The organism is Hydrogenophaga sp. PBL-H3, from assembly GCF_010104355.1.
In the GTDB taxonomy this organism is placed as follows: domain Bacteria; phylum Pseudomonadota; class Gammaproteobacteria; order Burkholderiales; family Burkholderiaceae_C; genus Hydrogenophaga.
The window spans coordinates 2,888,443-2,914,890 of sequence record NZ_CP044972.1 but is presented as its reverse complement, the minus strand read 5'-3'; the positions used below and the strand labels follow the sequence as shown (position 1 = coordinate 2,914,890).

Genomic DNA, 26,448 nt, shown 5'->3' with positions numbered 1-26,448 from the left:
CCGAACCAGGCCTCGGTGATGAGCCGCTGTATTGACCGTCAAGCAAGGACTTCTGCGATGAACGCCTCCCTCGCGCCCGCCGACCAGATGCAGCTGGCCGTGCACTTCCATTCGCAAGGTCAGCTCGACAACGCGCGAACGCTGTACGAGGGCGTGCTGCGTCAGTTTCCCAACGACTTCGGCGTGCGGTACCACTTGGGATTGCTGGAGTCGCAGGCCGGTGATGTAGAGCGCGCTGCGCTTCATTTCGACCGCGCGGTGCAGGCCAGCCCGCACAACGCCGACGCGCAGAACAACCTCGCCTTCACCTTGCAGCAACTGGGCCGTGAAGCCGAGGCCTTGGCCGCCTATGAACAGGCGCAGGCGCTGCGCCCTGACGACGCCGACATCGCGATCAACCTCGGACTGCTGCACAAGAAGCTGCAGCAATGGCCGCAGGCCCTGGCCTGTTTCGACCGTGCCCTGCAGTCGCATCCGCAGCATGTGGCGCTGCTGTGCAACCGGGGCAATGTGCTGCAACTCATGGGGCAGCAGCCTGAGGCGCTGACCAGTTACGAGCAGGCGTTGAGGGTGGAGCCCGACAACCCGGTGGTGCTGTGCAATGTGAGCAATGCGCTGAGTGAACTGGCGCGCTACCAGGAGGCACTGGACAGCGCCGAGCGCGCAACGCGTGCGCACCCCCGGCACGCCCAGGCCTGGGTCGAGCGGGGCAACGCGCTCAGGCTGCTGGACCGCACGGCCGAAGCGGTGGTGAGTTTCGACAAGGCGCTCGCGCTGGAGCCTTCCATGGTGCAGGCCCACACCAGCCTGGCTGCCACGGTGCTCAGCGACAGCGTGGACACGCCGCGCGTGATCGAAGCTGGTCGCAAGAGCCTCGCCGCGTATTTGCAGGCCACCTGGCAGTCGCCCCGCCTCCAGCACACGGGGGTGGCCATCAGCGCCTTCAAGCTCAAACACGACGTGCAACAGGCGCGCTGGTTGCAGCGGCACGCTCACGATGTACCGGGCCTCGCTGCTTTTCTCAAGACAGCAGAACCCCTGTTGAAACAGGTGCCGGATGCCGCAACGCCCCTGGCCGTGCGCGCTTCACCCAGCGAGCTCGCGCGCATGAAGGTGTATCTGAGCGCCAGCTGGTTGCACGCCATGCCGTCGATGCCCGACGTGCTCAACCCGGCCAACGACTGGCGCGCGTTGGAAGAAGCCTACCTGGCCGGCACGCCCGAAATCCTGACCATCGACAACTTCCTCTCGGAGCCGGCGCTCAAGGCCTTTCAGGATTTCGCGCACGCCTCGCGTGTGTGGCACGGTGAATACGCCAACAGCTACCTGGGAGCCTTCGCCAACCGAGGCTTCAACAGTCCGCTGCACCTGCAGCTGGCGCGTGAGCTCAGGCAGCGCATGCCGCTCGTGTTTCAGGACTATCTGCTCACGCAGCTCTGGGGCTTCAAGTACGAGCCGGCGCTCACGCGCGGCATCAACGTGCATGCCGACTTCGCCAAGGTCAACCTGAACTTCTGGATCGCGCCCAGCGAACACAACCTCGATCCCGACAGCGGCGGATTGAAGGTGTACGACGTGCCCGCGCCCGAAGACTGGACCTTCGAGCAATACAACATCGACAGCACGCTGATCTACAGCTTCCTGCAGCAGCACGAGGCGAAGTGCGTCACCGTGCCGCACCGCTGCAACCGGGCCGTGCTGTTCAACTCGGCGCTGTTCCATGAGACCGACACGATCCGGTTTGTCGACAGCTACGAGAGCCGCCGCGTCAACATGACCTACCTCTTTGGCCGCCAGCTGCGCTGAACACGAACCGACCGCATGGCTTGCGCTACTGCACCTGCCGCGGCCCTCAGCCGCGCCGCCTTCGCCACGTTGTTGCTCGTCGCTCTCATGATGGGGGCCAACCACGTGGCGGCCCGCCTGGCCTTTGACAACGGGGTGAGCGTGGCCACGGCGGTGGCATTTCGAAGTGGAACCACGGCGTTGGTCGTTGGGCTGATCCTGCTGGTCTACCGCGTGCCGGTGCGCTTGCAGGCACGCCACCGCAAAGCCTTGCCCGCCATCGGTGTGCTGGTGGGGGTGCAGAGCTTGTGTCTGTATGCGTCGGTGGCTCGCTTGCCGGTGGCGCTGGCTTTGCTCGCGTTCAACACCTACCCGCTGTGGACGGCGCTCTGGGCGCGTGTGGTCTACGGTCAGCGGCCTCAGCCTCGGGTGTTGCGCGCCATGCCGGTGATGCTGCTGGGTCTGGCGCTGGCATTGGATGTGTTTGGCGCCGCTTCGGGGATTGGCGCCTCGGGCCATTGGGCGCAGATCGGTGTGGGCGTGGCGTTTGCCCTGGCGGCGGCGGCCACGTTTGGTCTGGCGCTGGTGATCACGCAGCACGAGACCGCCGGCCTCGATGGTCGCTTGCGCACGGCGACCACCATGGCCATGGTGGGCGTCATGGCCCTGATCGCGTGTGGCGTGCAGGGCGGTCTGGCCTTGCCGCTGGCGCCGATGGGCTGGTGGGGTCTGTTCGGACTCACGGTGCTTTACGGCACCGCCTTCACCATCATGTTCACGGTGCTGCCCAAGCTCGGCGTGGTGGGCAACTCGGCCATCATGAACATCGAGCCCATCTTTGCGCTGGTGCTGGCCTGGGCGATCCTGGGTCAGTCGATCGCGGCGGTGCAAGTGGCCGGCGGCCTGCTGGTGGTGGCCACGGTGATGTGGCTGGGGCTGCGCAAAGGTTGAGGCCGCCGCCCCAGACCGCCCCAGACCGGCTGCGAAGCGGCGGAGCGTGGGGGCACTGTCAGTCGTCCAGCGACGCACTCCAGCGGTCGTTCCAGTCGTCCCGCGGCGGTGCGTCGCGCAAACCCTCGATGTCGCGCCGGTCCCGCTTGGTGGGTCGGCCCATGGTCTGGCTGTGGGCGGGCTCGGGGGCCAGACGGCGCATCTCGGCGTTGGCGGCGCGTTGTGCCAGCGATGCCGGGGTTTCCTCGTAAAGCAAGGCGGCCACCGGCGCTGAAGCACGCACGCCGCTCAAGCCCTGCACCACCACCGTCCGCACCTCGTGGCCGATGCGCAGTTCCAGTGTGTCGCCGAGCTTCACTTCCTTGGAGGGTTTCGCCAACTGGCCGTTGAGCTTGACGCGGCCTTTGTCGATTTCCTCGCTGCTCAGGCCTCGCGTCTTGTAGAAGCGCGCAGCCCAGAGCCATTTGTCAAGACGGACCCGGGAGGATGGCGGTTCGTTGGTGGCAGGTTTCATGCAGAGGGGTTGGGTGAGGCCAGTGGCAGGCGCACGGTGGCGTCCAGCCCGCGCACCCGGCCAGATTGCGTGCGGTTGTCAAGGTCGATGGCGCCGCCAAGGGACTGCACGATCTCGCGACAGATCGCCAGGCCCAGGCCGGAACCCGAGACGCTGTTGGCCTGCCGGTGTTCGGTGGCAAACGGCTGGTACAGGCGCTCGCGCAGCGCGGCCGAGATGCCCGGGCCCTCGTCGCTGATGGTGAGGGCGGCGGTCTGTGCGTCCGTCACCAGTGCCACAGTCAGTGCGGAACCTTCGGGCGTGTTCTTGATGGCGTTGTGCAGCAGGTTGCGGCTGAGTTCGCGCAGCCCCCATTCGTGGGCGCGCACGGGTGCGGGCTGTGTGGTGATGGAGAAGTCGAGTGCGCGCTCGGCGATGAGCGCCGAGAGATCAAGGGCCACCAGGCGCACCACAGCCGACCAGTCGTGCACCGGCACGCTTTTCTCCTGACGAAGCTGCTCGACCTTGGCCAGCGCAAGCATCTGGTTGGCCAGCTCGGTGGCGCGCAGCACGGTGTGACCGATTTCGTCGAGCGCCTGGCGGGGTTCCACATCGCCACGCTGGGCCGATTGCACCTGCGTCTTGAGCACGGCCAGTGGCGTGCGCAGCTGGTGGGAGGTGTCGCGCACGAAACGTTTCTGGTGTTCCAGCAGGTGCGAGAGGCGCTGCATGTGCTGATTGGTCGCTTCCAGCAGCGGCAGCAGCTCGCGTGGTGCGCCTTCGGTGGGCAGGGGCGAGAGGTCGTTCTCACTGCGCGCGCCCAGCGCATGGCTGATCGCACGCACCGGGCGCGTGGCGCGCTGAACCACGAACACCACCACCAGCGCGATCACGATCACCAGAGCAGCCTGCCGCCAGAGGGTGTCGATGAGGATCTGGCGCGCCAGCGTCTGCCGCAGCTCCAGCGTTTCGGCCACCTGGATCGTGGCCATGCCCTGACCTTGCACGCCGGCCACCGGCTGCAGCAGCACCGCCATGCGCACCGGCACGCCGCGGTACTCGTCGTCGTAGAAGTTCACCAGCGCGGCGTAGATGTTCTGGTCGGGGATGTCGGCCCGCCAGGGCGGCAGGTCTGCGAAGCCCGAGACCATCTCGTCCCGGAAGCCGCTCACGCGGTAGAAGATGCGGCTGCGGTTGTCGGCCTCGAAGGCTTCGAGCGCGGAGTAGAGCAGGGTGGACTCCACCCGCACCTCGCTGCCGCTGCCGGCGATCTTCAGCTGCTCGCCAAGCGACTTGGCCGTGGCCAGCAGGGTGCGGTCGTAGGCCGTGTCGGCTGCGGTCAGGGCCTGGCGGTACAGGACCACGGTGTTGAACAGCACGAAGGCGAACACCGGCAGCAGGATGCCCACCAGCAGCGTGCGGCGCAGAGAGAGGGTCGCGTTTCGCGGGAGCACGGGGGCTGCCGTCATCCGTTACCCATCAGCTGTCCGCCTTGAGCAGATAGCCCAGGCCGCGCAGCGTGACCAGCTGGGCACCGGTGTGGGCGATTTTCTTGCGCAAGCGGTAGGCCACCACTTCAATGGCCTCGGGCTGCACCTGGCTCTCGCCCGGGAACACCAGCTCGAACAGGCGCTCCTTGGCGATGGCGTGGCCGGGTTTGCCGAGCATGGCGCGCAGCAGCGCCATCTCGCGCGGAGCCAGCTCAAGCGGACGGCCATCGAAGTAGACCGCGCCACTGTCCTTGTCAACGTGCATGCCGCACCAGGCCGGGCCACGCGTGGAGCTCTCGGTGCTGGCCGATCGGCGCACCAGGGCCCGCAGGCGGGCCTCGAGTTCGTCGAGGTCGAACGGCTTGGGCATGTAGTCGTCGGCCCCGGTGTTCAGGCCCAGGATGCGGTCACCCACCGTGCCACGCGCGGTCAGGATGATGACGGGCGTCTCCAGGCCAGCCGCGCGCGCCTGGCTGAGCACTTCCAGCCCGTCCATGCCCGGCAGGCTCAGGTCGAGCAGCACCGCGTCGGGCAGGCTGGCCTGCCACAGGGCCAGGGCGCGGCTGCCGTCCTCGCAGCCCAGAACCTGCATGCCGCGCCGCTCGAAGGAGCGCCGCAGTGTGGTCTGCATGGTGGGGTTGTCTTCGATCAGCAGCAGCTTCATTTGTGCGGCGATTATGGGCATGCGGTGATGGCTGCCTCGACGGCCAGGGAATGCATCCTAGGGTTTATCCCGAGTCGCCGGACAGCGAACTGACAGCGTGCGGACGGAAGATGCAACCTGTCCGTTCACCCACAAGGAGACAAGCCATGCGTCGCGATACCTTCCTCAAATCCCTGGCCGCGCTGGCCGCCGCCGGCGTGCTGCCCAACGCCGCCTGGGCCAACGCCAACATCAAGATGATGATTCCCGCCAACCCCGGCGGTGGCTGGGACGGCACCGGCCGCGCGCTGGGCGACGCCCTGCGCGACGCGGGCGTGGCCTCCTCGGTCACGTTCGAGAACAAGGGCGGCGCCGCAGGGGCCATTGGCCTGGCGCAGTTCTACAACGCCAGCAAGGGCGATCCGAACGCGCTGATGGTCATGGGCGCCGTCATGCTCGGCGGCATCATCACCGGCAAGCCGCCGGTCTCCATCACCCAGCTCACGCCCATTGCGCGCCTGACCACCGAATACAACGTGTTCGTGCTGCCGGCCGACTCTCCTTACAAGACCATGAAGGACGTGGTTGAGCAGCTCAAGAAAGACCCCGGCAGCATCAAGTGGGGCGGCGGTTCGCGCGGTGCCACCGAGCACATCGCCGCAGCGCAGATCGCGCAGTCGGTCGGCGTGCCGGCCTCCAAGATCAACTACGTGCCGTTCCGTGGTGGCGGCGAGGCCACGGCGGCCATCCTGGGTGGCAACGTCACCGTGGGTGGCAGCGGCTACAGCGAGTTCCAGCAGTACATCGACAGCGGCAAGATGCGGGCGATCGCGGTCACCTCGGCGCAGCGCGTCAAGGGCATCAACGTGCCCACGCTGAAAGAGCAGGGCATCGACGTGGAGATCGGCAACTGGCGCGGTGTTTACGGCGCGCCCGGTATCACCCCGGCCCAGCGCGACGCGCTGACCGCCATGGTGGTCAAGGCCACGCAGAGCAAGGCCTGGACCGCGGCGATGGAAAAGAACAACTGGACGCCCGCACTGCTCACCGGCAAGGCGTTCGACGAGTTCGTGGACAAGGACTTTTCTTCTTTGCGCGCCACGATGGTTCGCGCCGGCATGGTCTAGAACCGGAATCACCCCCTGCGCCGCTTCGCGGCTTCCCGCTCTCTGGCGCGCCTTCGGCGCTGGGAGGGGGCGGCATCTTGGGCCGGCGGAGCCGGACCCTTGATGCCCCTGAATGAGCGATGTCTCATTCGTTGCGCGTATCGCGCCGACTTGGCAGAAAGTTGACATGAACAACGACACCTCACCCCCACCCAATCACCGCCCAGGCCAGTTGGCCATGGGCGTTGGTGCGCTGATCGTGGCCGCCGTGCTCGCGTGGGGCGCGCTGGCCATTCCGTCCGACGCGGGCTATGCCGGCGTGGGGCCCAACTTCCTGCCCTGGGTCATCAGCGCGGCGTTGGGCCTGTGTGGCGTGATGCTGATTCGCGAAGTCCTCACTGGCGGCTACCGCCAGATGGAAGAGCCCTCGGGCGCAGCGCGTGGCGACTGGCGCGCGCTGGCCTGGGTGTCGGCTGGCGTGTTGCTCAATGCCTCGTTGATCACCACCATCGGTTTCATCCTGAGTTGCGCGCTGTGCTTCGCGCTTGCGGTGCGCGGCCTGCGCGCCAGCGAGGGCAATCCTATCGGTGACGTGCGCCAGACCTGCAAGGACGCGGCCATCGGCATCGCGATCTCGGCGCCGGTTTTCTGGCTCTTCACCAAATTGCTCGCGGTGAACCTGCCGGGCATCACGGCCTCGGGCTGGATCTGAGCGCGAAGGCGACAACAACATGATGGACACCCTCAACCAGTTGCTCGGTGGCTTCGCCACCGCCGGCACTCCGATCAACCTGCTGTGGGCCTTCGCCGGCTGTGCGCTGGGCACCGCCATCGGCGTGCTGCCCGGCCTGGGCCCGGCCGTGACCGTGGCCATGCTGCTGCCCATCACCGGCCAGGTCGAACCCACGGCTTCGATGATCTTCTTCGCCGGCATCTACTACGGCGCCATGTACGGCGGATCGACCACGTCCATCCTGCTCAACACGCCGGGCGAGACGGGCACCATGGTGACCGCCCTCGAAGGCTTCAAGATGGCCAAGAGCGGGCGCGCCGGCGCGGCGCTGGCCAGCGCGGCCATCGGCTCGTTCGTGGCGGGCAGCATCGCCACCATCCTGGTCACGCTGTTCGCGCCCATGCTGGCGCAGTTCGCGGTGCAACTCGGCCCGCCCGAGTATTTCTGCCTGATGCTGCTGGCCTTCACCACGGTCAGCGCGGTGCTGGGCCAGAGCACGCTGCGTGGCCTCACCGCGCTGTTCTTCGGCCTGGCGCTGGGCCTCATCGGCATCGACCAGATCACCGCGCAGGTGCGTTACACGGCGGGTGTGCTCGAGTTCATGGACGGCATCGAGGTGGTGCTGGTGGCCGTGGGCCTGTTCGCGGTGGCCGAGGCGCTCTACAACGCGCTCTACGAGGGCCGCAGCCCGGCTTTCATGAACAAGATGACCCGCGCCCACATGACCAGCAGCGAATGGCGCCGCTCCTGGCCTGCCTGGCTGCGCGGCACGGCCATCGGTTTCCCGTTCGGCACCATCCCGGCCGGCGGCACCGAGATCCCCACGTTTCTCAGCTACGCCACCGAGCGCAAGCTCGCCAGCCCCGAGCACAAGGCCGAGTTCGGCACCACCGGCGCCATTGAGGGCGTGGCCGGGCCCGAGGCGGCGAACAACGCGGCCGTGACCGGCACGCTGGTGCCATTGCTCACGCTGGGCATTCCCACCTCCGTGACGGCGGCGATTCTGCTGAGCGCCTTGCAGAACTACGGCATCAACGCCGGGCCGCAGCTGTTCCAGACCTCGTCGGCCCTGGTGTGGGCGCTGATCGCCTCGCTCTACATCGGCAATGTGATGCTGCTGGTGCTCAACCTGCCGCTGGTGGGCTTGTGGGTCAAGCTGCTGAAGATCCCGCGCCCGCAGCTCTACGCCGGCATCCTGATCTTTGCCACCGTGGGTGTGTATGGCATGCGCCAAAGCGCGTTTGATCTGTTCCTGATGTATGGCCTGGGCCTGCTCGGTGTGGTGATGCGCCGTTACGACTTCCCCACGGCGCCTGTCATCGTGGGCCTGATCCTGGGTCCGATGGCAGAGGCGCAGATGCGCAATGCCTTGTCCATCGGTGAAGGCAACTGGATGGTGTTCCTGCAGCGACCAATGTCGGCCACGCTACTGGCCGTGGTGGTGATGGTTCTGCTGGTGCCTCGGCTGCTTGCGCGGCGGGTTCAGACTTAGGGTGGCAGACCTCGCGGGCCTGAAGCAGCGTGGTCGCCGATGACCGGACCAGCCGGAGAAAACCAAACCGAACAAAGCCGGAACAGATACCCACCGGGGGTACCATCCGAGCATGATCCGGGACGACCGCCTGCCGCGCGACGCGCAAAGCATTCTTGAACTGGCCGCGAGGTCCATGTTCGATCTGTTTGCCAATGCCAGCGAGGGCATGATGCTGGTCGACCGCAATGCCCGCGTGGTGTGGATCAACGACCAGTACCGCCGCTTTTTGCCCGCACTCGGCTTTGAGCGCGAAGAAGACTTTGTCGGCCACCCGGTCTCCAGCGTCGTGCAGAACACGCAGATGCACCAGGTGCTCGCCACCGGCAAACCCATCCTCATCGACCTGCTCACCAACAAGGCCGGCACCTTCGTGGTCAGCCGCATTCCGTTGCGCGACGACGCGGGTGAGGTCATCGGGGTGCTCGGCATCGTGCTGTTCGATCATCCCGAGACCACGCTGCAACCGCTCATCTCCAAGTTTGCGCGGCTGGAGCAGGACTTGAGCGATGCACGCCGCGAACTCGCCAGCCAGCGCCGCACCAAGTACACCTTCGCCAGTTTCGTTGGCAGCAGCGCCGCCGCGCTCGAGGTAAAGCGCCAGGCTCGCCGCGCGGCGCAGTCGGCCAGCCCGGTGCTGCTGCTGGGTGAGACCGGCACCGGCAAGGAACTGCTCGCGCACGCCATCCACGCCGCGTCGCCGCGCGCCGGTCGCCCGTTCGTGAGCGTGAACATGGCGGCCGTGCCCGACACCTTGCTGGAGGCCGAGTTCTTTGGCGTGGCGCCGGGCGCCTACACCGGGGCCGACAAAAAAGGCCGCGACGGCAAGTTCAAACTCGCCGACGGCGGCACGCTGTTTCTCGACGAGCTGGGCGACATGCCGATGTCGGTGCAGGTCAAACTGCTGCGCGCGCTGCAAGAGGGTGAGATCGAGCCGCTGGGCTCGAACAAGCTGGTGCATTTCGATGTGCGCGTGGTCGCGGCCACCTCGCGCGACCTGCAGCAGATGGTGCGCGACGGCAGCTTTCGCGAAGACCTCTACTACCGGCTCAATGTGTTGCCGATCCGCGTGCCGCCGCTGCGCGAGCGGCGGGACGACATCGCGCTGCTGATTGAGGCCTTGTGCGAGGACATCGCCGCGCGCGGCGGTGGCGCGCAGCTGGAGCTCAACCCCGACGCGCAGGCCCTGCTGGCCTCGCAAGCGTGGCGCGGCAATATCCGGGAGCTGCGCAACGTGCTGGAGCAGCTCGCACTGCGCAGCGACACCCACCACATCGCAGGCTCGCAGGTGGGCGTGGTTCTTCAGGAGGCGGGGCTGCCCGCGCTGGCTCCGGCCGCCGCCTTGCGTGTGCCGCAGCGCGCCGCTGTCACCGATGCGCTGCGTCCGCTGCCCGAGCAGATCGCCGAACTCGAGCACCGGGCCATTGCCCAGGCCCTGGCGCACACCGGCGGCAACCGCACGGCGGCGGCCAGGCTGCTGGGCATCTCGCGCGCCAGCTTGTACGACCGGCTCACCACGATGGATCTGGCGCCTGAATTCCAGACGACTGACTGAAATTCAGACGTTTTGATCCGCCGAATGTGTCTGACATTCAGACGCATGCGCACAGGTCGTCGGAAAAACGCAGCGAAATCAAGGGTCTTGCGCACTGGCACGAAGCCTGCAATGTCAGGCCACGGCGCACAGCTGTGAATCGTCCAACACCAGGAGACAAGACATGACAAACCCCACCCGCCGTCTGGCGGTCATCGCCTTTGCCTGCACCGCCGCGTTCGGTGCCTCGATGGCCATGGCGCAGGCCAGCAAGGGCGAGATCCGCATCGCCCACATCCACAGCAAGACCGGCCCGCTCGAGGCCTATGCCAAGCAAACCCAGGCGGGTCTGATGATGGGTCTGAGCTACGCCACGCAGGGCACCATGATGGTTGCAGGCAAGAAGATCGTGGTGATCGAGAAGGACGACCAGGGCAAGCCCGACGTGGGCAAGAGCCTGCTGGCCGCCGCCTACGCCGACGACAAGGTGGACCTGGCCATCGGCCCGACCGCTTCGCCCGTGGCCCTGGCCATGCTGCCGGTGGCCGAGGAATACAAGAAGATCCTGCTGGTCGAGCCCGCCGTGGCCGATTCGATCACCGGCGACAAGTGGAACAAGTACATCTTCCGCACCGGGCGCAACAGCAGCCAGGACGCCGCCGCCAACGCCGTGGCCCTGGACCAGCCGGGCAATGTGGTGGCCTTGCTCGCCAACGACAACGCCTTTGGCCGCGACGGCGTGAAGGCCACCAAGGACTTCATGAAGAAGGCCAAGATCGTTCACGAGGAATACCTGCCCGTGGGCACGACGGACTTCACCGCCGGCCTGCTGCGCATCGTCGACAAGCTCAAGGACCAGCCGGGCACCAAGTACATCTCGGTGGGCTGGTCGGGCGCGCCCACGCCGTTCAGCAAGATCGCTGAAATGGACCTGGAAAAACGCTACGGCATCAAGCTCGCCACCGGTGGCAACATCCTGCCGGCCATGGTGGCCTACAAGCAGTTCCCCGGCATGGAAGGCGCGCTGTATTACTACTTCGGCATCCCGAAGAACCCGGTGAACGACGCCATGGTGGCCGAGCACTACAAGCAGTTCAAGACGCCGCCAGACTTCTTCACGGCCGGCGGTTTCTCGGCCGCCATGGCGGTGGTGACTGCGCTCAAGAAGACCAACGGCGACACCAAGACCGACACGCTCATCAAGACCATGGAGGGCATGAGCTTCGACACACCCAAGGGCAAGATGACCTTCCGCGCGGAAGACCACCAGGCCATGCAGAGCATGTACCACTTCAAGATCAAGGTGGACCCGGCGTTTGCGTGGGGTGTGCCTGAGCTGGTGCGGGAGATCAAGCCAGAAGACTTGAACATCCCGATCCGCAACAAGCGCTGATTCATTTCCGCGGCGCCCATCACACCCGTTCGCCCTGAGCTTGTCGAAGGGCCTCCCTGTGTGGATGGGCTTCGACAGGCTCAGCCCGAACGGTGGGTGGGTGGCTTTCTCACCGATACGCGCCCCGGCGCAGTCTTCCCATGCTTGAAACCCAGAACCTCACGGTCCGCTTCGGCGGGCACGTGGCGGTGAGTGCTGTCTCCTGCGCGTTCGCGCCGGGCACGCTCACCGCCATCGTCGGCCCCAACGGCGCCGGCAAGACGACTTACTTCAACCTGATCTCAGGGCAGATCAAGGCCAGCGCGGGCAGCGTGCGCCTGGGCGGCCACGACATCTCGTCGCTTGGTGCGCCGGCGCGTGCGCAGGCCGGGCTGGGTCGGGCCTTTCAGCTGACCAACCTGTTCCCCAACCTCACGGTGCAGGAAAACGTTCGTTTGGCCGTGCAGGCCAAGGCCAGGGCGGGCCTGAACCTCTGGCGCATCTGGAGCGACCGGCGCGACCTGTTGCAGCGCGCCGACGAGGTACTGGAAACCGTGGCACTGGCCGACAAGCGCGACGCACTGGCCAGCAGCCTGCCGCACGGCGACCAGCGCAAACTTGAAGTGGGCATCCTCATGGCGCTGGAGCCGCAGGTCTTCATGTTCGACGAACCCACCGCCGGCATGAGCGTGGACGAGGTGCCGGTGATCCTGAACCTGATCCGCCAGCTCAAGAACGACAAGACCAAGACCATCCTGCTGGTCGAACACAAGATGGACGTGGTGCGCGAGCTCTCGGACCGCATCATCGTGCTGCACAACGGTGAGCTGGTGGCCGATGGCGACCCGGCAGAAGTGATCGCTTCACCGGTGGTGCAGCAGGCTTACCTCGGCATCAATCCGACCGAAGAGGAGGCTGTATGAGCCCCCACGCTCCACCGCTGCGCGGGTCGCTGCCCCCCCAGGGGGCTGATCCGGCTTGGGGCGGCCCGGCGCCGGATCGCGCCTCGCCCCTGTTGACGCTCAAGGGTGTCCACACCCACATCGGCGCGTACCACATCCTCCACGGCGTGGACCTTGTGGTGCCCGCCAACCAGCTCACCATGCTGCTCGGCCGCAACGGCGCCGGCAAGACCACCACGCTGCGCACCATCATGGGCCTGTGGCACGCGAGCCAGGGCACGGTGGTGCTGGATGGCGTGGATATCACGAAGCAGCCCACGCCCGACACCGCACAAAGCGGCGTGGCCTATGTGCCCGAGAGCATGGGCATCTTCTCCGACCTGTCGGTGCGCGAGAACATGCTGCTGGCCGCGCGCGGTGCGCGCACGCTCGATGACATCGACACCGTGCGGCTCGAATGGATCTTCGGCCTGTTCCCCGCCATCAAGAAGTTCTGGCTGCACCCGGCCGGCAAACTGAGCGGCGGGCAGAAGCAGATGCTCGCGGTCTCGCGCGCCATCGTCGAGCCGCGCAAGCTGCTGCTGATCGACGAGCCCAGCAAGGGCCTGGCGCCCGCGATCATCCAGAACATGATCGCGGCCTTCCGCGAACTCAAGGCCGCCCAGACCACCATCCTGCTGGTCGAGCAGAACTTCAACTTCGCGCGCCAGCTCGGCGACTCCGTGGCTGTGATGGACGACGGGCGTGTGGTGCACAGCGGCTCGATGGCCGAACTGGCCGCAGACGAAGGAATGCAGTCACGGCTTCTCGGCCTTTCCCTGGGGGCACACCAATGACACTTCTCAAAGCCGACTTTGACTGGAAGCCGCTCGCCCTCGTGCCGGCATTGGCATTGATCGCGCTGCCCGCCGTGGGCAGTGGCTCCACCTGGGTCACGCTCACCGTGGCGGGTCTGGCCATGGGCATGATCATCTTCATCATCGCTTCGGGCCTCACGCTGGTTTTCGGTCTGATGGACGTGCTCAACTTCGGCCACGGTGTGTTCATCGCGCTGGGCGCCTTCGTGGCCACCACGGTGCTGGCCAGCATGGGCAGCTACACCCAAGCCGACAGCCTCTGGCTCAACCTCATGGCCCTGCTGCCTGCGATGCTGGTGGCGATGGCTGTGGCCGGCGCGCTGGGCTGGGTGTTCGAGCGATTGATCATCCGCCCGGTGTACGGCATGCACCTCAAGCAGATCCTGATCACCATGGGCGGCATGATCATTGGCGAAGAAATGATCAAGGTCATCTGGGGCCCCGAGCAGATCGCGCTGCCACTGCCCGAGAGCCTGCGAGGCTCGTTCATCTTTGGCGACGCGGCGGTGGAGAAGTACCGCCTGCTCGCGGTGCTGGTGGGTGCTGCGGTGTTCGCCGCGATGGTGTGGACCTTGAACCGCACCAAGGTCGGCCTGCTGGTGCGTGCCGGCGTGCAGGACCGCGAGATGGTCGAGTCGCTGGGCTACCGCATCCGCCAGCTTTTCATCGGCGTGTTCGTGGTGGGCAGTGCGCTGGCCGGCCTGGGCGGCGTGATGTGGGGCCTGTACCAGCAGACCGTGTTGCCGCAGATGGGCGCGCAGGTCAACGTGTTGATCTTCATCGTCATCATCATCGGCGGCCTGGGCTCCACCACGGGTGCGCTCATCGGCGCGCTGCTGGTGGGCCTGATGGCCAACTACACCGGCTTCCTGGCGCCGAAGGTCGCGCTGTTTTCCAACATCGCGCTGATGGTGGCCATCCTGTTGTGGCGCCCGCAGGGCGTGTACCCCGTGACGAACAGATGAGGAAAACCACGATGGAAACCATGAAGCGTTTCAGGCGCTTGAGCCCCCATCCGTTCGGGCTGAGCTTGTCGAAGCCCTCGTGCCGTGCAGCGCGAGAGCCCTTCGACAGGCTCAGGGCGAACGGAGTTCTTTTCGCTCGTTGCGAAGGATGTCATCCATGCTGAACCGTCTCCTTTCCAACGACCTGCCGCGCAGCCGCTGGCTCACCGCACTGCTGATCGTGCTGGTCCTCGGCCTCGCGTTCGCACCCTTCCTGTTTCCGGGCGTGAAGGCGCTCAACGTGGCGGCCAAGGTGCTCATCTTCGTGGCGCTGGTGGCCAGCTTTGACCTGCTGCTGGGTTACACCGGCATCGTGAGTTTTGCGCACACCATGTTCTTCGGCATCGGCGCTTACGGCGTGGCGATCGCGCTCAATTCGGCGGAGCAGGCAAGCTGGGGCGCGCTGGCCCTGGGTGTGGTCTGCGCGTTGTTGATCTCGCTCGTGCTCTCGCTGCTGATCGGCCTGTTTTCACTGCGCGTGAAGGCGATCTTCTTCGCCATGATCACGCTGGCGGTGGCCTCGGCTTTCCTCACACTGGCCTCGCAACTCTCCGACTTCACCGGCGGTGAAGACGGCCTGAGCTTCCGGGTACCCGAATTGTTGTCGCCCGGCTTCATGCTGCGCGAGGAACCGCTGGTGACACCGCTGGGCGAGGTGGATCTGAACGGCCGGCTGGTCAGCTATTACCTGATCTTCGTTGCCGTCACCGCGATCTTCCTGACCATCCTGCGCATCGTGAACTCACCCTTCGGCCGCGTGCTGCAGGCGATCCGCGAGAACGACTTCCGAGCCGAAGCGCTGGGCTACCGCACCGTCGTCTACCGCACGCTGTCCAACGTGCTCTCGGCCTCGTTCGCCACGCTGGCGGGCTGCCTGCTCGCGCTCTGGCTGCGCTACAACGGACCCGACACCTCGCTGTCGTTCGAGATCATGCTGGACATCCTGCTCATCGTCGTGATCGGCGGCATGGGCACGCTGTACGGCGCGCTGATCGGCAGCGTGCTGTTTCTCGTGGCGCAGAGTTACCTGCAAGACCTGCTGCGCATCGCCGGGCAGGCCACCGAAGGCATTCCGCTGCTGCCCGCCTTGCTCACCCCCGACCGCTGGCTGCTCTGGCTGGGTGTTCTGTTCGTGCTCTCGGTTTACTACTTTCCCACCGGCGTGGTGGGCAAGTTGCGGGAGCGCGCGGTGCTCGGTCGGCTGAAGGGGCTGAAATGAAACCCCATGCCGCCGTGACGCCCCGCTCGCGTTATCTCGTGTGCGAAGGCCGCGAGATCCACTTCATGGACTGGCAACCCGACACCCCGGATGGGCCGGTGGTGGTGGCCTGGCATGGTCTTGCGCGCACCGGGCGCGACATGGACCCGCTGGCCGCGCACCTGAGCGCGCAGGGCTGGCGGGTGATCTGCCCCGACACCATCGGCCGTGGCTTCAGCCAGTGGAGCCCGAAGCCCGAGACCGAGTACTGCCTCGACTTCTACAGCCGCATCGCGACCGCGCTGGTCGACCAGCTGGGGATCGGGCGCTTCCACTGGGTCGGCACCTCCATGGGCGGCGCCATCGGCATGGTGTGCGCGGCCGGTCCTCTGCGCGGGCGCATCGAGCGTCTGGTGCTCAACGACATCGGCCCCAAAACGGCGGACGCCGCGATCGCGCGCATCCGCAGCTATGCCGGCAACCCGGCCGCGTTCGGCACGGTGGGTGAGCTGGAGCAGTATTTCCGCACCATCTACAAGCCCTACGGTTTTCTGAGCGATGCGCAGTGGACGCTGCTCACCGAAAGCTCCACGCGCCGCCTGCCCGACGGCCGCGTGACGCCTCACTACGACCCGGCCATGGTCCAGCAGTTCACCCACCATCCCACCGACTACGAACTGTGGCCGACCTACGACCGCATTGATGTGCCGGTGCTGTGTCTGCGCGGTGCCGACTCCGACCTGCTGCTGGCCGACACGGCAGAAGCCATGCGCGACCGCGGGCCGCGCGCGCTGGTGGTCACCATCGCCGGCTGCGGGCACGCACCGGCGCTCAATGTGCCTGAGCAATTCGAGCTGGTGCAGCGGTTCTTGGCGGGGCACTGAGCCGCATGAGCCGAAATGCGGCTCACGCCCCAAGCAGCGCATGCCGCAGCAGCAGCGCGGCCAGCACCCACATGGTCACGCCGACCAGGGCGTCGAGCACCTGCCAGGCCCTGGGCCGCGCAAACCACGGCGCCAGCCAGCGTGCGCCAAAACCCAGCAGCCCGAACCACAGCACACTGGCCGAGCTGGCACCCGCCACGAACCAGCCGCGCAAGGCGGCGGGTTGTTGGGCGCCGATGCTGCCCACCAGCAGCACCGTGTCCAGATACACATGCGGGTTGAGCAGCGTGAAGGCAGCTGCTTGCGCCAGGGCCGCAGCCCGGCTGATGGATCCACCCGCCTCGGATGCGGTCAACCGCTCTGGATGCCGCGCGCGGCGCAGGGCGCGCCAGCCATAGACCGTGAGGAAGGCGGCGCCGGCCAAGGCCAGTGCGCGCGCAATGCCGGGGCTGTCGGCCAGCGCCTGCGCCATGCCCAGCACACCCGCCGCGATCAACACGGCGTCGGCCACTGCGCAGAAGATCACCACGCTGCCCACGTGCTCGCGGCGCAGGCCCTGGCGCAACACAAACGCGTTTTGTGCGCCAATGGCCACGATGAGACCCAGGCTCAGGGCCAAGCCCTGAAGGAAGACGGGCCAGGCAGCTGACAGGGCTCAGTCCTTTGCGCCGATCGCCAGCGCGCGCTCGCGGCTGGCCTGCAGCTCCATCGGGTTGTCGGCCGTTTTGGTGGCCCAGCCCTGCAGGTGCTGCTCGGCCACGTCGCTGAGCGCGCGGATCCACTCGGGGTGGTCGTTGAGGCAGGGGATGTACTGGAAGCTCTGGCCACCCGCGTGCAGGAAAGCCTCGCGCGCTTCCATGTTGATCTCTTCCAGCGTTTCCAGGCAGTCGCTCGTGAAGCCGGGGCAGACCACGTCCACGCTCTTCAGGCCTTTGCCCGCGAGTTCGATCAGCGTGGGTTCGGTGTAGGGCTCCAGCCACTTGGCCTTGCCAAACCGCGACTGGAACGTGACCTTGTAGCGGTCCTTGGGCAGACCGAGTTGTTCGGCCAGCAGGCGCGCGGTCTTGTGGCACTCGCAGTGGTAGGGGTCGCCGAGCTGCAGCGTGCGCTCGGGCACGCCGTGAAAACTCATCACCAGCTGTTCGCTCTGGCCGTGCGCCATCCAGTGCGCGCGGATGGTCTTGGCCAGCGCCTGGATGTAGCCGGGGTGGTCGTGGTAGCGGTTGATGAAGCGCAGCTCGGGCAGGTTGCGCACCTTGGCGGCCCAGTTCATCACACCGTCCACCACGCTGGCGGTGGTGGTCGCGCTGAACTGCGGATAGGCCGGCAATACCAGCACGCGGGTCACGCCCTGGGCCTTGAGCTCGTCCATCACCGAGGCAATGGAGGGGTTGCCGTAGCGCATGGCGTAGCGCACCGTCACCTGGTGGCCGCGCTCGCCCAGGTAGCCGCGCAGCAGCGTGGCCTGGCGCTCGGTCCACACCTTCAGCGGTGAGCCTTCGGGCATCCAGATGCCGGCGTACTTGGCGGCCGATTTCTTGGGTCGCACGCGCAGGATGATGCCGTGCAGGATCAACATCCAGACGAAGCGCGGAATTTCCACCACGCGCTGGTCGCCCAGGAATTCGGCGAGGTAGCGGCGCAGGGCAGGGGCGGTGGGTTCGTCGGGCGTGCCCAGATTGCACAGCAGCACAGCCGTGCGAGCGGCCTGGCCATGTTTGTAGGGCGGTTCGGAGTTGAAGGGCATGCGCTATTCTCTCGCAAGCATGAACACCCCCATGAGTACAGCCCCTCAGGCCGCGCTGCTTGCGCTGGATTCGAGCCGCATTCGCGCCATCAGCATCGATCTGGACGACACGCTCTGGCCGATCTGGCCCACCATCGAACGCGCCGAAGCCATGCTGGCCGCGTGGCTGAGCGAGCACGCGCCCGCCACCGCCCGGCTCTACGCCACGCCCGGCGCGCTGCGCGAGGCCCGCAACCACCTGCAGACCCTGCGGCCCGATCTGGCCTACGACCTCAGTGCCTTGCGCCGCGAGTCGATCCGCCATGTGCTCGACCGCGCGGGCGACGACCCCGCCCTGGCCGAGCCCGCGTTCGAGGTGTTCTTTGAAGAGCGTCAGCGCGTGCAGTTGTTTGAAGACGCCATGCCCGCATTGGAATGGCTGAGCACCCGCTTCCCTGTGGTGGCGGTGTCCAACGGCAATGCCGATGTGAACCGGGTGGGTCTCGGGCACCACTTCCACGCCGCCTTCAGTGCCCGCGAATTCGGCGTGGGCAAGCCCGATTCGCGCATCTTCCACGCCGCCGCCGACGCCGCCGGTGTGGACGCAGCCGAGGTGCTGCACATTGGTGACGATCCGCATCTGGATGTGGTGGGTGGACTGGGCGCCGGCATGCAGGTGGCCTGGGTCAACCGCACCGGCATGGCGTGGGAGCACGCGCCGCTGCAGCCGCACACCACCGTGACCGACCTGGTGGCCCTGTGCCGCCAGATCGGTTGAAGTCTTTTTTCCGCACCCGTCGCCATGAGCCTGACGATCTACGGCATTCCCGCGTCCCGCGCGGTGCGCCCTCTGTGGGCCGCCACCGAACTCGGCCTGGATTTCCACCACGTGAAGCTGTCGTACCAGGGCGGAGGCAACCGCACGCCGGCGTTTCTGGCGATCAACCCCAACGGCCGCGTGCCGGCGGTGGTCGATGCGCGGCCCGAAGGTGACGTGGTGGTTTGGGAAAGCATGGCCTGCGCGCTGTACATCGCTCGCCACCATGGTGAGGCGGACGGAGTGAGCATCACACCAGCCACAGCGCGCGAGGACGCGGAGGCCCTGCGCTGGAGCTTCTGGGCCATGACGGAAACCGAAACCGACGCGCTCACCGTGCTCATGCACCGCATGGTCATGCCCGAGGAGCGGCGCAAACCCGATCTGGCCGCCGCTGCCGAGCGCCGCCTGGCGGTGCCGTTGCGCGTGATCGAACAGCACCTGCAAGGCCAGAAAGACGCGGGCCAGTCTTTTCTGGCGGCCGCCCGCTTCACCGTGACCGACCTCTGCGCGGCCAGCGTGCTCAACTGGGCGCGCCCTTCACGGACGCTCATGGCTGAGCACCCGCTCACCCACGACTGGATCCTGCGCTGCATGGCGCGACCGGCCTATGTTCAGGTGCGCGAGTTCGACTGAGCCTCAGCCGCTCGCCAGTCTGGCGGCTGCCAGGCCGCTGCGCACGGCCCCTTCGAGCGTGGCCGGATACGGCCCCTGCACATAGTCGCCCGCGGCGTACAGCCCGGGGGCGATCTGCGCGTCGGGGCGCTCCAGGTTGGGCGTACAGGCAAACGTGGCGCGTTTCTCCACCACGCTGAGCAGCGGCTGCAAGCTCAGGCCCAGCTGCCGCGCGCCTTGCTGCAACACGCGCGCCTGCAGGTCGTCGCGCTCGCCGCTGCTGGCGCTCACCACGAAGGCCAGCACGCCTTGCGCGGCTGCGTCCGTCGGGTTGAGCTGTCCGCGGTCGAACACGAATTGCGCGGGTGAGGTCTGGGCGTCGGGCTCGGCGCGCAGGGCCAGCATGGGCGAAGGCAGCCGAGCACCCGCCGCGTGCGCGTAGACCGTGGTGATGGCGGTGAAGTCGAGCGCGTGCGCCGACAAGGCCCAACTGGCCAGCGCTTCGTTCAACGCCTCGTCTTCGTCCTCGTGGGCGAGCAGGATCTGCGCGGCCGTGCTGGCCGGCGTGGCCCAGATCACACGATCGAAGGTCTCGCTCACGCCGTCGCCCGTCAGGTGCCACTGACCTGCGTGGGCCCTCAGTCCGGTGATGCGGGTGCCCGGTCGAATGCGGGTTGTCGTGCCGTGCTGCGCTTGCAGCCAGCCTGCCGCGGCGTCCGGCAGCAGGCCGGAGAGATCCGTGCGCGGCAGCAGCAGGCTGGAGGCACTGAAGCCCGCTGCGCCCCGGCCGAACAAGGCGTCGCGCATGACGTTCAGAAAGATGGCCGCACTGGCGTGCGACGAAGGCAGGTTGAGCGCCGAGACGCACAGCGGCTCGATCAGCTCCTGCACCACGCGGTCGGGCAGGGACTCGCAAAGGTTTTCTACGGTGAGCGTGGGCGCGCAGCGGAAACCCGCGAGCTGCCAGCCCAGCGAGGCACGGATCAACGCCAGGCGCTCACCCCAGGTCCAGCCGCGCGCGGTGGCAATGACCGCCAGTGCATCGAGCGGTGCGGGCCAGCGCGCTGCCCAGGCCGGGGTCTGCAGACCCGTGCCATCGGGGTAGGGCAGCGAAAGCGGCAGCGCCAGCAGCACCTGCGGCAGCTTCACCCCCACGCGCTGCATCAAGGTCAGCGTCTCGCTGTAGGCGCCGATCAGGATGTGCTGTCCGTTGTCCAGCGTGATCGGCGTGCCGTCGGGCTTTTCGGTGATCAGCGCGCGGGCACGACCACCGAGCGTGCGCGTGGCCTCGAACACCGTCACGTCAAGCCCCAACGATGCCGCTTCGACCGCTGCGGCCATGCCCGCCCAGCCTGCGCCGACGACGGCGAGCTTCACAGGCGACCCGCCTTGGGGAGGCCCGGCGGCGGGGCAGCGCCCTCGGGGGGCAGCGACCCGCGCCAGCGCTGGAGTGTGGGGGTCATAGTCTTCCCAGCGCCTGGACTTTCCAGGCTAGCCAGAACTTGCGCAGCGGCGTGAGGCTCACGCGCTGCGTCAGCACCAGCAGTGGGTCGGCGGCGATCTCCTGCAGCAGCGTGCGGTAGATGCTGGCCATCATCAGGCCGGGCTTCTGGGTACGGCGGTCGGCGGCGGGCAGCAGGGCCAGGGCGTCGTCGTAGGTCTGCAGCGCGCGGTTGCACTGGAACTGCATGAGCGCGGTGAATCGGCGTTTGAAGTCGGCCTCATCGGTGCCGGGTGCGGTGCCGCGCTGCAGCAGTTCATGCGCCTTCACATTGAAGCTCTGGAGTTCGTTGACCGGCAGGTAGATGCGACCGCGCGCGGCGTCTTCGCCCACGTCGCGCACGATGTTGGTGAGCTGGAAAGCCAGTCCCAGCCGGTGCGCGTAGTCGGTCGTCTGCAGTTGCGTCTGGCCAAAGATGCGCGCGGCCACCTCACCCACCACGCCAGCCACCAGGTGGCAGTAGCGCTGCAGGTTGGCGAAATCGAGGTAGCGGTTCTGCTCCAGGTCCATCTGGCAGCCGTCGATCACGGCGCTCAGGTGCCGTGCCTCGATGCCATAGGTGGCGCTCAAGGGCATGAGCGCACGCATCACCGGGTGGGTGGGGGTGCCGGCAAACGATTGGGCCACTTCGCGCCGCCACCAGCCCAGCTTGGTTTGTGCCACGGCCGGGTCGCTCACCTCGTCCACCACGTCGTCGACTTCGCGGCAGAAGGCATAGAAGGCCGTGATGGCGGCGCGCCGTTCGGCCGGCAGGAACAGGAAGGCGTAGTAGAAGCTGCTGCCCGATGCCGCGGCTTTTTGCTGGACGTAGTCTTGTGGGGTCATGGGGCGCGTTTTTTCGACAAGTGTACGTACCCCGGCCGGCCCGCCGGTCCCGGGGCTGACAGGTTTGTCGGCGCTCATCCCCGAGGGCATCTCCAGCCGAAAGACCTCGCGCGGCAATGGGCCATTGCCGCGCTCAAGCGTTCGGGTCGTAAGCCCTCGTTAAGTCCGCCAGGCGTAGTATGAAATCGCAATTTTGCAATCCCCCACGAGGTGACAAATGAACGGTTCCAATCGTCGAGTTTTCATGCTTCAGGTCGCGGCTGGTGGCACCGCGCTCATGGCGGCTTCCGCTGCCCGGTCGCAGGCCGCCATGGTCGGCGAGAAGGACCCGCAGGCCGTGTCGCTCGGTTATGTGGCCGACACCACCAAGGTCGATGACAAGAAGTTTCCCAAGCACGCCGCCGCCCAGATGTGTGGCAACTGTCAGGTGTATGCCGGCAAGCCCGCCGATCCGGCCGGGCCTTGCGCCATCTTCCCCGGCAAGCTGGTCTCCAGCAAAGGCTGGTGCAGCGCCTACGTCAAGAAGGCAGGCTGATTCCCGAGGCGGGAGAGCGCTGGCGCTGCCAGCGCCTGCGCATGTCCCAGCCGTGTGCCAGGCCTGATGCGCTCAGGCACACGGCGATCCAGGGCCAGGGTGCATCGCTCACGGCCGCACGCACGGCCAGCATCAGGCACAGGCCCGAGAGCATGTTCAAGGCGTAGTCACCCGGCGCCAGCCCCTGGCCCGTGAGGCGGTGGAACAGCCACAGTCCCAGCCCCTCCAGCACGGTGAACACGATCACCGCGTCCAGCAACCAGCGGATCGGCCAGATGTCCGTCACACCCGCGCGAAGCCCAGCAGGTGACTCACGTCTTTCAAGAAGATGCGCACATGCGCCATGGGTTTCTTGCGCGTGAGCTGCTTGTTCATGTAGGACTCGAAAGTGAGTTGCTGCACGTCGCGGTCTTCGCAGATCTTCACGAAGCGCTCGCGGCGCTTTTCATTGACATACCAGAACCACTGCATGATGCCGAGCACCGTGAACACAGTGCCGTGCAGTTTCATGAAGCGCTTGCGGGCCAGCTTGAGCGCACGCACATCGCCAGTGGCCAGCATCTCATGCGCGGCTTGGGCGGCGAGTTCACCACCGAGCATGGCGTAGTAGATGCCTTCGCCCGAGGCCGGCGCCACCACACCGGCGGCGTCACCAGCCAGCACCACGTCGCGGCCGTTGTCCCAGCGGCGCAGCGGCTTCATGGGCAGCGGTGCGCCTTCGCGGCGGAGCGTTTCAAGGCCGGACAGTCCACTGGCCTCGCGCATTTTTTGCACCGAGCCACGCAGCGAAAACCCCTTGTCGGCGCTGCCGGTGCCGATGCTCATGGTGTCGCCGTGCGGGAAGACCCAGCCGTAAAAGTCGGGGGAGAAGCGGCCCTGGTAGTACACATCGCAGCGCGTGCCGTCGTATTCCGCGGGTCGGGCTTCTTGCGTGGGTGCGCGCACGATCTCGTGGTACGCGAACACGTACTGCGTGTCCTCCACGCCAGGCACAGCGCCCTGGCGGGCCACCTGCGACTTTGCGCCATCGGCCCCCACGATGACACGGGCGCGCACCTGCGCTGGTGTGCCATCGCCACGCTGGTGGCGCTCGCGTGCCGAGTAGTGAACGATGCTCGTGCCGTCCGCATCGCGGCTGAGTTTTTCAAAGACGCCGGTGCGCCGCACTGCGCCTGCAGTCTGGGCGCGGGCGCGCAGCCATTCGTCAAACGACTCTCGGTTGACCATGCCCACAAAGCCGTTGTCGATCGGGATGTCGACGTGTTTGTTGGAGGGCGCGATCATGCGCGCGCACTGGGCCTTGGCCACCAGCAATTCATCGGGGATGTTGAAGTCCTTGATCAGGCGCGGTGGTATGGCGCCACCACACGGTTTGATGCGTCCGGCCCGGTCGAGCAACAACACGGATCGGCCCTGGCGGGCCAGCTCGTGGGCGGCTGTGGCACCGGCAGGGCCGCCACCGATCACCACCACGTCGAAGATTTCGTCTGTGTTCATGACAGTTGCCTGTGGTTGGTGCCGACGGCGAATGCGTCACCGGCGTTGGAGAAAGGCGTTGCTCGCGCTGGGCTGCTGGGCGCTGGCGCCGAGATGCGCCAGGCCAGTGCGGCCGAGATCAGGAAGACCAGGCCTTCAAGTGCGAACACCGTGGCGTAGGCCGAGCCGGGGGTGGCGATGAGCCAGTGCGCCAGATCGCTCGCACCGGTGCCCACCAGGCCGCCCAGGCCAAACGCCACGGCCTGCGCGGCGCCCCACAGGCCCATGCGAACGCCTTCGCGCGACTGGCGTCCCTCGCTGGCGAGTCGCATCATCGATCCGATGGCACCGATGGAGAACGCGCCGTTGGCCACGCCCAGCGCAAACACCGTGGCCTTCAGCGGCGAGCCCTCGCCCTGCAGGCCCGCGAGCGTGAGACCCAGCAGCGCTAGGGCGGAGGCAATGCATCCGCCGATGGTCCAGCCGCGCAGCGAGCCGATGCGCCCCAGCACCGGGTGCCAGGGGAAGCGGGCCGCCAGCGCGCCCGAGAACGCCACCAGCAGCATGCCCGCCAGCACGCCGCCGTGTTGCACGCCCGAGAGCTGGGTGGAGGCGCCCGGCGTGTAGCCGAACACCGTGCCGGCAAACGGCTCCAGGATCAGGTCTTGCGCGCTGTAGGCCAGCATCGAGACGAACACGAAGACGGTGAAGCGCCGCGCCACAGGCTCGCTCCACACCTGGGCGAGTGCTTCCCTGAAGCCAGGCTTGTCGTCCGGGTGCTGCGTTTCGTAGCGGACTTCGGTGCCTTCGAGCCCGCGCAGTGCCACGAGCGTGAGCGCGAAGGCGATCAGCGACACGCCGGCCGTCACGGCCAGCAGGCGCTCGGGCGAATAGGGCTCCAGAAGGTGACCCGCCAGGCCGGCGGTGAGTGCGAAGCCGGCGATCATCATCATCCAGACCAGCGTGGCGGCGCCAGCGCGACGGGTTTCAGGCACCCGCTTGGCCAGCATCACGAGCAGAGACGTGCCGCTGGCGCTCACGCCGAGTCCCACAAGGGCAAAGCCCAGCATCGCCAGTGCAATGCCGGCAGGTCTGTCGGTGGCCATCCACACTGTGGCTGCGGCGGCGACCACACCGCCGATGCCCAGCACCGCCATGCCCCCCACGATCCAGGGTGTGCGGCGCCCGCCCACGTCGGAGCCGTGGCCCATGCGTGGACGTGCGATCTGGACCAGGTAGTGCAGGGCGACCAGCATGCCCGGCAGCAAGGCCGGCAGGGCCAGCTCCACCACCATCACGCGGTTGAGCGTGGACGTGGTCAGCACCACGATGGCTCCCAACGCCATCTGCACCAGGCCGAGGCGTGCGATGCTGCCCCAGCCAAACGGTGTCATGCGCCCGCTCCCGCCATGCCCCGCAGCGCGAACGCGCTGACCATCATTCCCGACACGAACAGCGGCACGCCGAAGCCGCTGTACCAGAGTGCACGGGGGGTCGGGTCGGCCAGGAAGTGGCGCATCATCGCGCCCTGCGCCAGCAGCAGGCCGGTCACGCCTGCCGCATGCCAGGGCTGGCCCCAGGCCACCAGCAAGGCAATCACGACCACCTGCGGCACCGCCATGAACCAGCAAGCGACGCGCGCGGCTCGCTTCACACCCAGCTGCACCGGCAGCGAGCGCACGCCCATCTGGCGGTCACCGGCCACCGCCTTGAAGTCGTTGAGCGTCATGATGCCGTGGGTGCCGGCGCTGTAGAGCGCGGCCAGCACCAGCGATTCACCGCCGGGCATGGCACCACCGGCCATCACGGCCGCGCCGGTGATCCAGGCAATGCCCTCGTAGCTGATGCCACAAGCCGCATTGCCCCACCAGCCGTTTTCCTTCAACCGCACCGGGGGCGCGCTGTAGGCCCAGGCGAGCAACAGGCCGAGCGCTGCCGCACCAAAACCCCAGGGGCCGAGCGCTGTGGCCACAGCCAGCGACACCAGCGTCCAGGCAATCGCCAGGTACAGACCCCAGTGGCCAGGAATGCGCCCCGAGGGAATCGGTCGCTGCGGCTCGTTGATGGCGTCCACGTGGCGGTCGTACCAGTCGTTCACGGCCTGGCTGGTGGCGCACACCAGCGGCCCCGCCAGCGCCACCCCCACCACCGCCATCAACCAGCGACCGTCCATGGAGACACCCGAGGCCACCACACCGCAGGCAAAAGCCCACATCGGCGGAAACCAGGTGATGGGTTTGAACAGCTCGGTGACAGCCGACAGGGCAGGGAGTTGCATGAAAAAGGTTGTACCCCCACCATCAAAAAGTGTCAAAGAAAAATGACACTACAAGTGTAAATCAAGGGAAAACCCGGGTGAACATGGGTTGGAACCACAGCCGTCCAGACGAAAAAAAACCAGCCGGAGAAAGGCTGGTCTTGACCAGGGGCAGCGCGGATCCGGCTCCGCCGGTCCCAGCTGCCGCCCCCC

At 67.0% G+C, this 26,448-nt stretch carries 26 protein-coding genes; 15 read left to right on the top strand and 11 right to left on the bottom strand.

Features of this window, described 5'->3' with window-relative positions; genetic code table 11:
* The first annotated feature begins 57 nt into the window (after positions 1 to 57).
* On the top strand, positions 58 to 1,806 hold the full coding sequence (locus tag F9Z44_RS13450; protein WP_159606932.1) for a tetratricopeptide repeat protein: 1,749 nt from the start codon (positions 58 to 60) through the stop codon (positions 1,804 to 1,806).
* Between the two features lie 15 nt (positions 1,807 to 1,821).
* On the top strand, positions 1,822 to 2,736 hold the full coding sequence (locus tag F9Z44_RS13445; protein WP_159606930.1) for a DMT family transporter: 915 nt from the start codon (positions 1,822 to 1,824) through the stop codon (positions 2,734 to 2,736).
* A gap of 58 nt (positions 2,737 to 2,794) precedes the next feature.
* Here F9Z44_RS13445 and F9Z44_RS13440 read toward each other — a convergent pair whose 3' ends face one another.
* Genes F9Z44_RS13440 through F9Z44_RS13430 form a run of 3 tightly spaced genes read right to left on the bottom strand, consistent with a single transcriptional unit; the run spans position 2,795 to position 5,383 of the window.
* The gene (locus tag F9Z44_RS13440) at positions 2,795 to 3,250 is read right to left on the bottom strand and encodes an RNA-binding S4 domain-containing protein (protein WP_159606928.1); all 456 of its coding nucleotides are present in this window, start codon (positions 3,248 to 3,250) and stop codon (positions 2,795 to 2,797) included.
* On the bottom strand, positions 3,247 to 4,683 hold the full coding sequence (locus F9Z44_RS13435; RefSeq protein ID WP_442907195.1) for a sensor histidine kinase: 1,437 nt from the start codon (positions 4,681 to 4,683) through the stop codon (positions 3,247 to 3,249). Before F9Z44_RS13435 ends, F9Z44_RS13440 begins: the two co-directional genes overlap by 4 nt.
* A gap of 25 nt (positions 4,684 to 4,708) precedes the next feature.
* Positions 4,709 to 5,383 (bottom strand): response regulator transcription factor, encoded by a 675-nt coding sequence (locus tag F9Z44_RS13430; RefSeq protein ID WP_159608720.1) that lies wholly within the window; start codon positions 5,381 to 5,383, stop codon positions 4,709 to 4,711.
* 146 nt (positions 5,384 to 5,529) lie between these two features.
* Here F9Z44_RS13430 and F9Z44_RS13425 point away from each other — a divergent pair, with 146 nt between their 5' ends.
* The 10 genes from F9Z44_RS13425 to F9Z44_RS13380 all read left to right on the top strand — a co-directional run bounded on the left by F9Z44_RS13425 (position 5,530) and on the right by F9Z44_RS13380 (position 16,483).
* Entirely contained in the window at positions 5,530 to 6,489 is a 960-nt protein-coding gene (locus F9Z44_RS13425) for a Bug family tripartite tricarboxylate transporter substrate binding protein (RefSeq protein ID WP_159606924.1), read from the top strand.
* A 166-nt stretch (positions 6,490 to 6,655) separates the two neighbouring features.
* Positions 6,656 to 7,180, top strand: a complete 525-nt coding sequence (locus F9Z44_RS13420) for a tripartite tricarboxylate transporter TctB family protein (protein WP_236574127.1) — start codon at positions 6,656 to 6,658, stop codon at positions 7,178 to 7,180.
* 22 nt (positions 7,181 to 7,202) lie between these two features.
* A complete protein-coding gene (locus tag F9Z44_RS13415; RefSeq protein ID WP_159608719.1) occupies positions 7,203 to 8,693 on the top strand; it encodes a tripartite tricarboxylate transporter permease in 1,491 nt (496 codons plus the stop codon).
* Positions 8,694 to 8,805: 112 nt separating this feature from the next.
* Positions 8,806 to 10,287, top strand: coding sequence for a sigma-54 interaction domain-containing protein (locus F9Z44_RS13410; RefSeq protein WP_159606920.1), 1,482 nt, complete (start codon positions 8,806 to 8,808; stop codon positions 10,285 to 10,287).
* A 163-nt stretch (positions 10,288 to 10,450) separates the two neighbouring features.
* Positions 10,451 to 11,659 (top strand): substrate-binding domain-containing protein, encoded by a 1,209-nt coding sequence (locus F9Z44_RS13405; RefSeq protein ID WP_159606918.1) that lies wholly within the window; start codon positions 10,451 to 10,453, stop codon positions 11,657 to 11,659.
* Between the two features lie 140 nt (positions 11,660 to 11,799).
* Complete coding sequence (locus F9Z44_RS13400; RefSeq protein WP_159606916.1) at positions 11,800 to 12,561, top strand: ABC transporter ATP-binding protein; 762 nt, start codon at positions 11,800 to 11,802, stop codon at positions 12,559 to 12,561.
* Positions 12,558 to 13,376 carry an ABC transporter ATP-binding protein gene (locus F9Z44_RS13395; RefSeq protein WP_159606914.1) on the top strand — a complete coding sequence of 273 codons (819 nt, stop codon included), beginning with the start codon at positions 12,558 to 12,560 and terminating at the stop codon, positions 13,374 to 13,376. Before F9Z44_RS13400 ends, F9Z44_RS13395 begins: the two co-directional genes overlap by 4 nt.
* A complete protein-coding gene (locus F9Z44_RS13390; RefSeq protein WP_159606912.1) occupies positions 13,373 to 14,362 on the top strand; it encodes a branched-chain amino acid ABC transporter permease in 990 nt (329 codons plus the stop codon). Before F9Z44_RS13395 ends, F9Z44_RS13390 begins: the two co-directional genes overlap by 4 nt.
* Positions 14,363 to 14,519: 157 nt before the next feature.
* Positions 14,520 to 15,620, top strand: a complete 1,101-nt coding sequence (locus F9Z44_RS13385; protein ID WP_159606910.1) for a branched-chain amino acid ABC transporter permease — start codon at positions 14,520 to 14,522, stop codon at positions 15,618 to 15,620.
* Positions 15,617 to 16,483 carry an alpha/beta fold hydrolase gene (locus tag F9Z44_RS13380; protein ID WP_159606908.1) on the top strand — a complete coding sequence of 289 codons (867 nt, stop codon included), beginning with the start codon at positions 15,617 to 15,619 and terminating at the stop codon, positions 16,481 to 16,483. Before F9Z44_RS13385 ends, F9Z44_RS13380 begins: the two co-directional genes overlap by 4 nt.
* Before the next feature lie 22 nt (positions 16,484 to 16,505).
* Here F9Z44_RS13380 and F9Z44_RS13375 read toward each other — a convergent pair whose 3' ends face one another.
* Together F9Z44_RS13375 and hemH are read right to left on the bottom strand one after the other, a co-directional pair.
* Complete coding sequence (locus F9Z44_RS13375) at positions 16,506 to 17,135, bottom strand: LysE/ArgO family amino acid transporter (RefSeq protein WP_159608718.1); 630 nt, start codon at positions 17,133 to 17,135, stop codon at positions 16,506 to 16,508.
* Positions 17,136 to 17,138: 3 nt separating this feature from the next.
* Positions 17,139 to 18,230, bottom strand: coding sequence for a ferrochelatase (gene hemH, locus F9Z44_RS13370; protein WP_159606906.1), 1,092 nt, complete (start codon positions 18,228 to 18,230; stop codon positions 17,139 to 17,141).
* 31 nt (positions 18,231 to 18,261) lie between these two features.
* On the opposite strand from hemH, the gene F9Z44_RS13365 reads away from it, so the two are divergent.
* A complete protein-coding gene (locus F9Z44_RS13365) occupies positions 18,262 to 18,987 on the top strand; it encodes an HAD family hydrolase (RefSeq protein WP_236574126.1) in 726 nt (241 codons plus the stop codon).
* Between the two features lie 24 nt (positions 18,988 to 19,011).
* Positions 19,012 to 19,662: a glutathione S-transferase family protein gene (locus F9Z44_RS13360; protein WP_159606902.1), complete on the top strand. Its 651-nt coding sequence runs from the start codon at positions 19,012 to 19,014 to the stop codon at positions 19,660 to 19,662.
* A gap of 3 nt (positions 19,663 to 19,665) precedes the next feature.
* Here the strand turns inward: F9Z44_RS13360 and hpnE are convergent, their stop codons facing one another.
* Both hpnE and hpnD read right to left on the bottom strand, forming a co-directional pair.
* On the bottom strand, positions 19,666 to 21,018 hold the full coding sequence (gene hpnE / locus F9Z44_RS13355; protein WP_159606900.1) for a hydroxysqualene dehydroxylase HpnE: 1,353 nt from the start codon (positions 21,016 to 21,018) through the stop codon (positions 19,666 to 19,668).
* An 82-nt stretch (positions 21,019 to 21,100) separates the two neighbouring features.
* Entirely contained in the window at positions 21,101 to 21,967 is an 867-nt protein-coding gene (gene hpnD / locus F9Z44_RS13350) for a presqualene diphosphate synthase HpnD (protein WP_159606898.1), read from the bottom strand.
* Positions 21,968 to 22,211: 244 nt separating this feature from the next.
* Here hpnD and F9Z44_RS13345 point away from each other — a divergent pair, with 244 nt between their 5' ends.
* Positions 22,212 to 22,502 (top strand): high-potential iron-sulfur protein, encoded by a 291-nt coding sequence (locus tag F9Z44_RS13345; RefSeq protein ID WP_328793950.1) that lies wholly within the window; start codon positions 22,212 to 22,214, stop codon positions 22,500 to 22,502.
* Here the strand turns inward: F9Z44_RS13345 and F9Z44_RS13340 are convergent.
* The 4 genes from F9Z44_RS13340 to chlG are packed head-to-tail and all read right to left on the bottom strand — an operon-like array spanning position 22,486 to position 26,256.
* Complete coding sequence (locus F9Z44_RS13340; protein ID WP_236574125.1) at positions 22,486 to 22,788, bottom strand: hypothetical protein; 303 nt, start codon at positions 22,786 to 22,788, stop codon at positions 22,486 to 22,488. The two genes, F9Z44_RS13345 and F9Z44_RS13340, sit on opposite strands and share 17 nt — an antisense overlap.
* Positions 22,785 to 23,999 carry a geranylgeranyl diphosphate reductase gene (locus F9Z44_RS13335; protein WP_159606894.1) on the bottom strand — a complete coding sequence of 405 codons (1,215 nt, stop codon included), beginning with the start codon at positions 23,997 to 23,999 and terminating at the stop codon, positions 22,785 to 22,787. Before F9Z44_RS13335 ends, F9Z44_RS13340 begins: the two co-directional genes overlap by 4 nt.
* Positions 23,996 to 25,372 carry a BCD family MFS transporter gene (locus tag F9Z44_RS13330; RefSeq protein WP_159606892.1) on the bottom strand — a complete coding sequence of 459 codons (1,377 nt, stop codon included), beginning with the start codon at positions 25,370 to 25,372 and terminating at the stop codon, positions 23,996 to 23,998. The genes F9Z44_RS13335 and F9Z44_RS13330 overlap by 4 nt, the downstream gene beginning before the upstream one ends.
* Positions 25,369 to 26,256 (bottom strand): chlorophyll synthase ChlG, encoded by an 888-nt coding sequence (chlG, locus tag F9Z44_RS13325; protein ID WP_159606890.1) that lies wholly within the window; start codon positions 26,254 to 26,256, stop codon positions 25,369 to 25,371. Before chlG ends, F9Z44_RS13330 begins: the two co-directional genes overlap by 4 nt.
* Positions 26,257 to 26,448 lie beyond the last annotated feature (192 nt).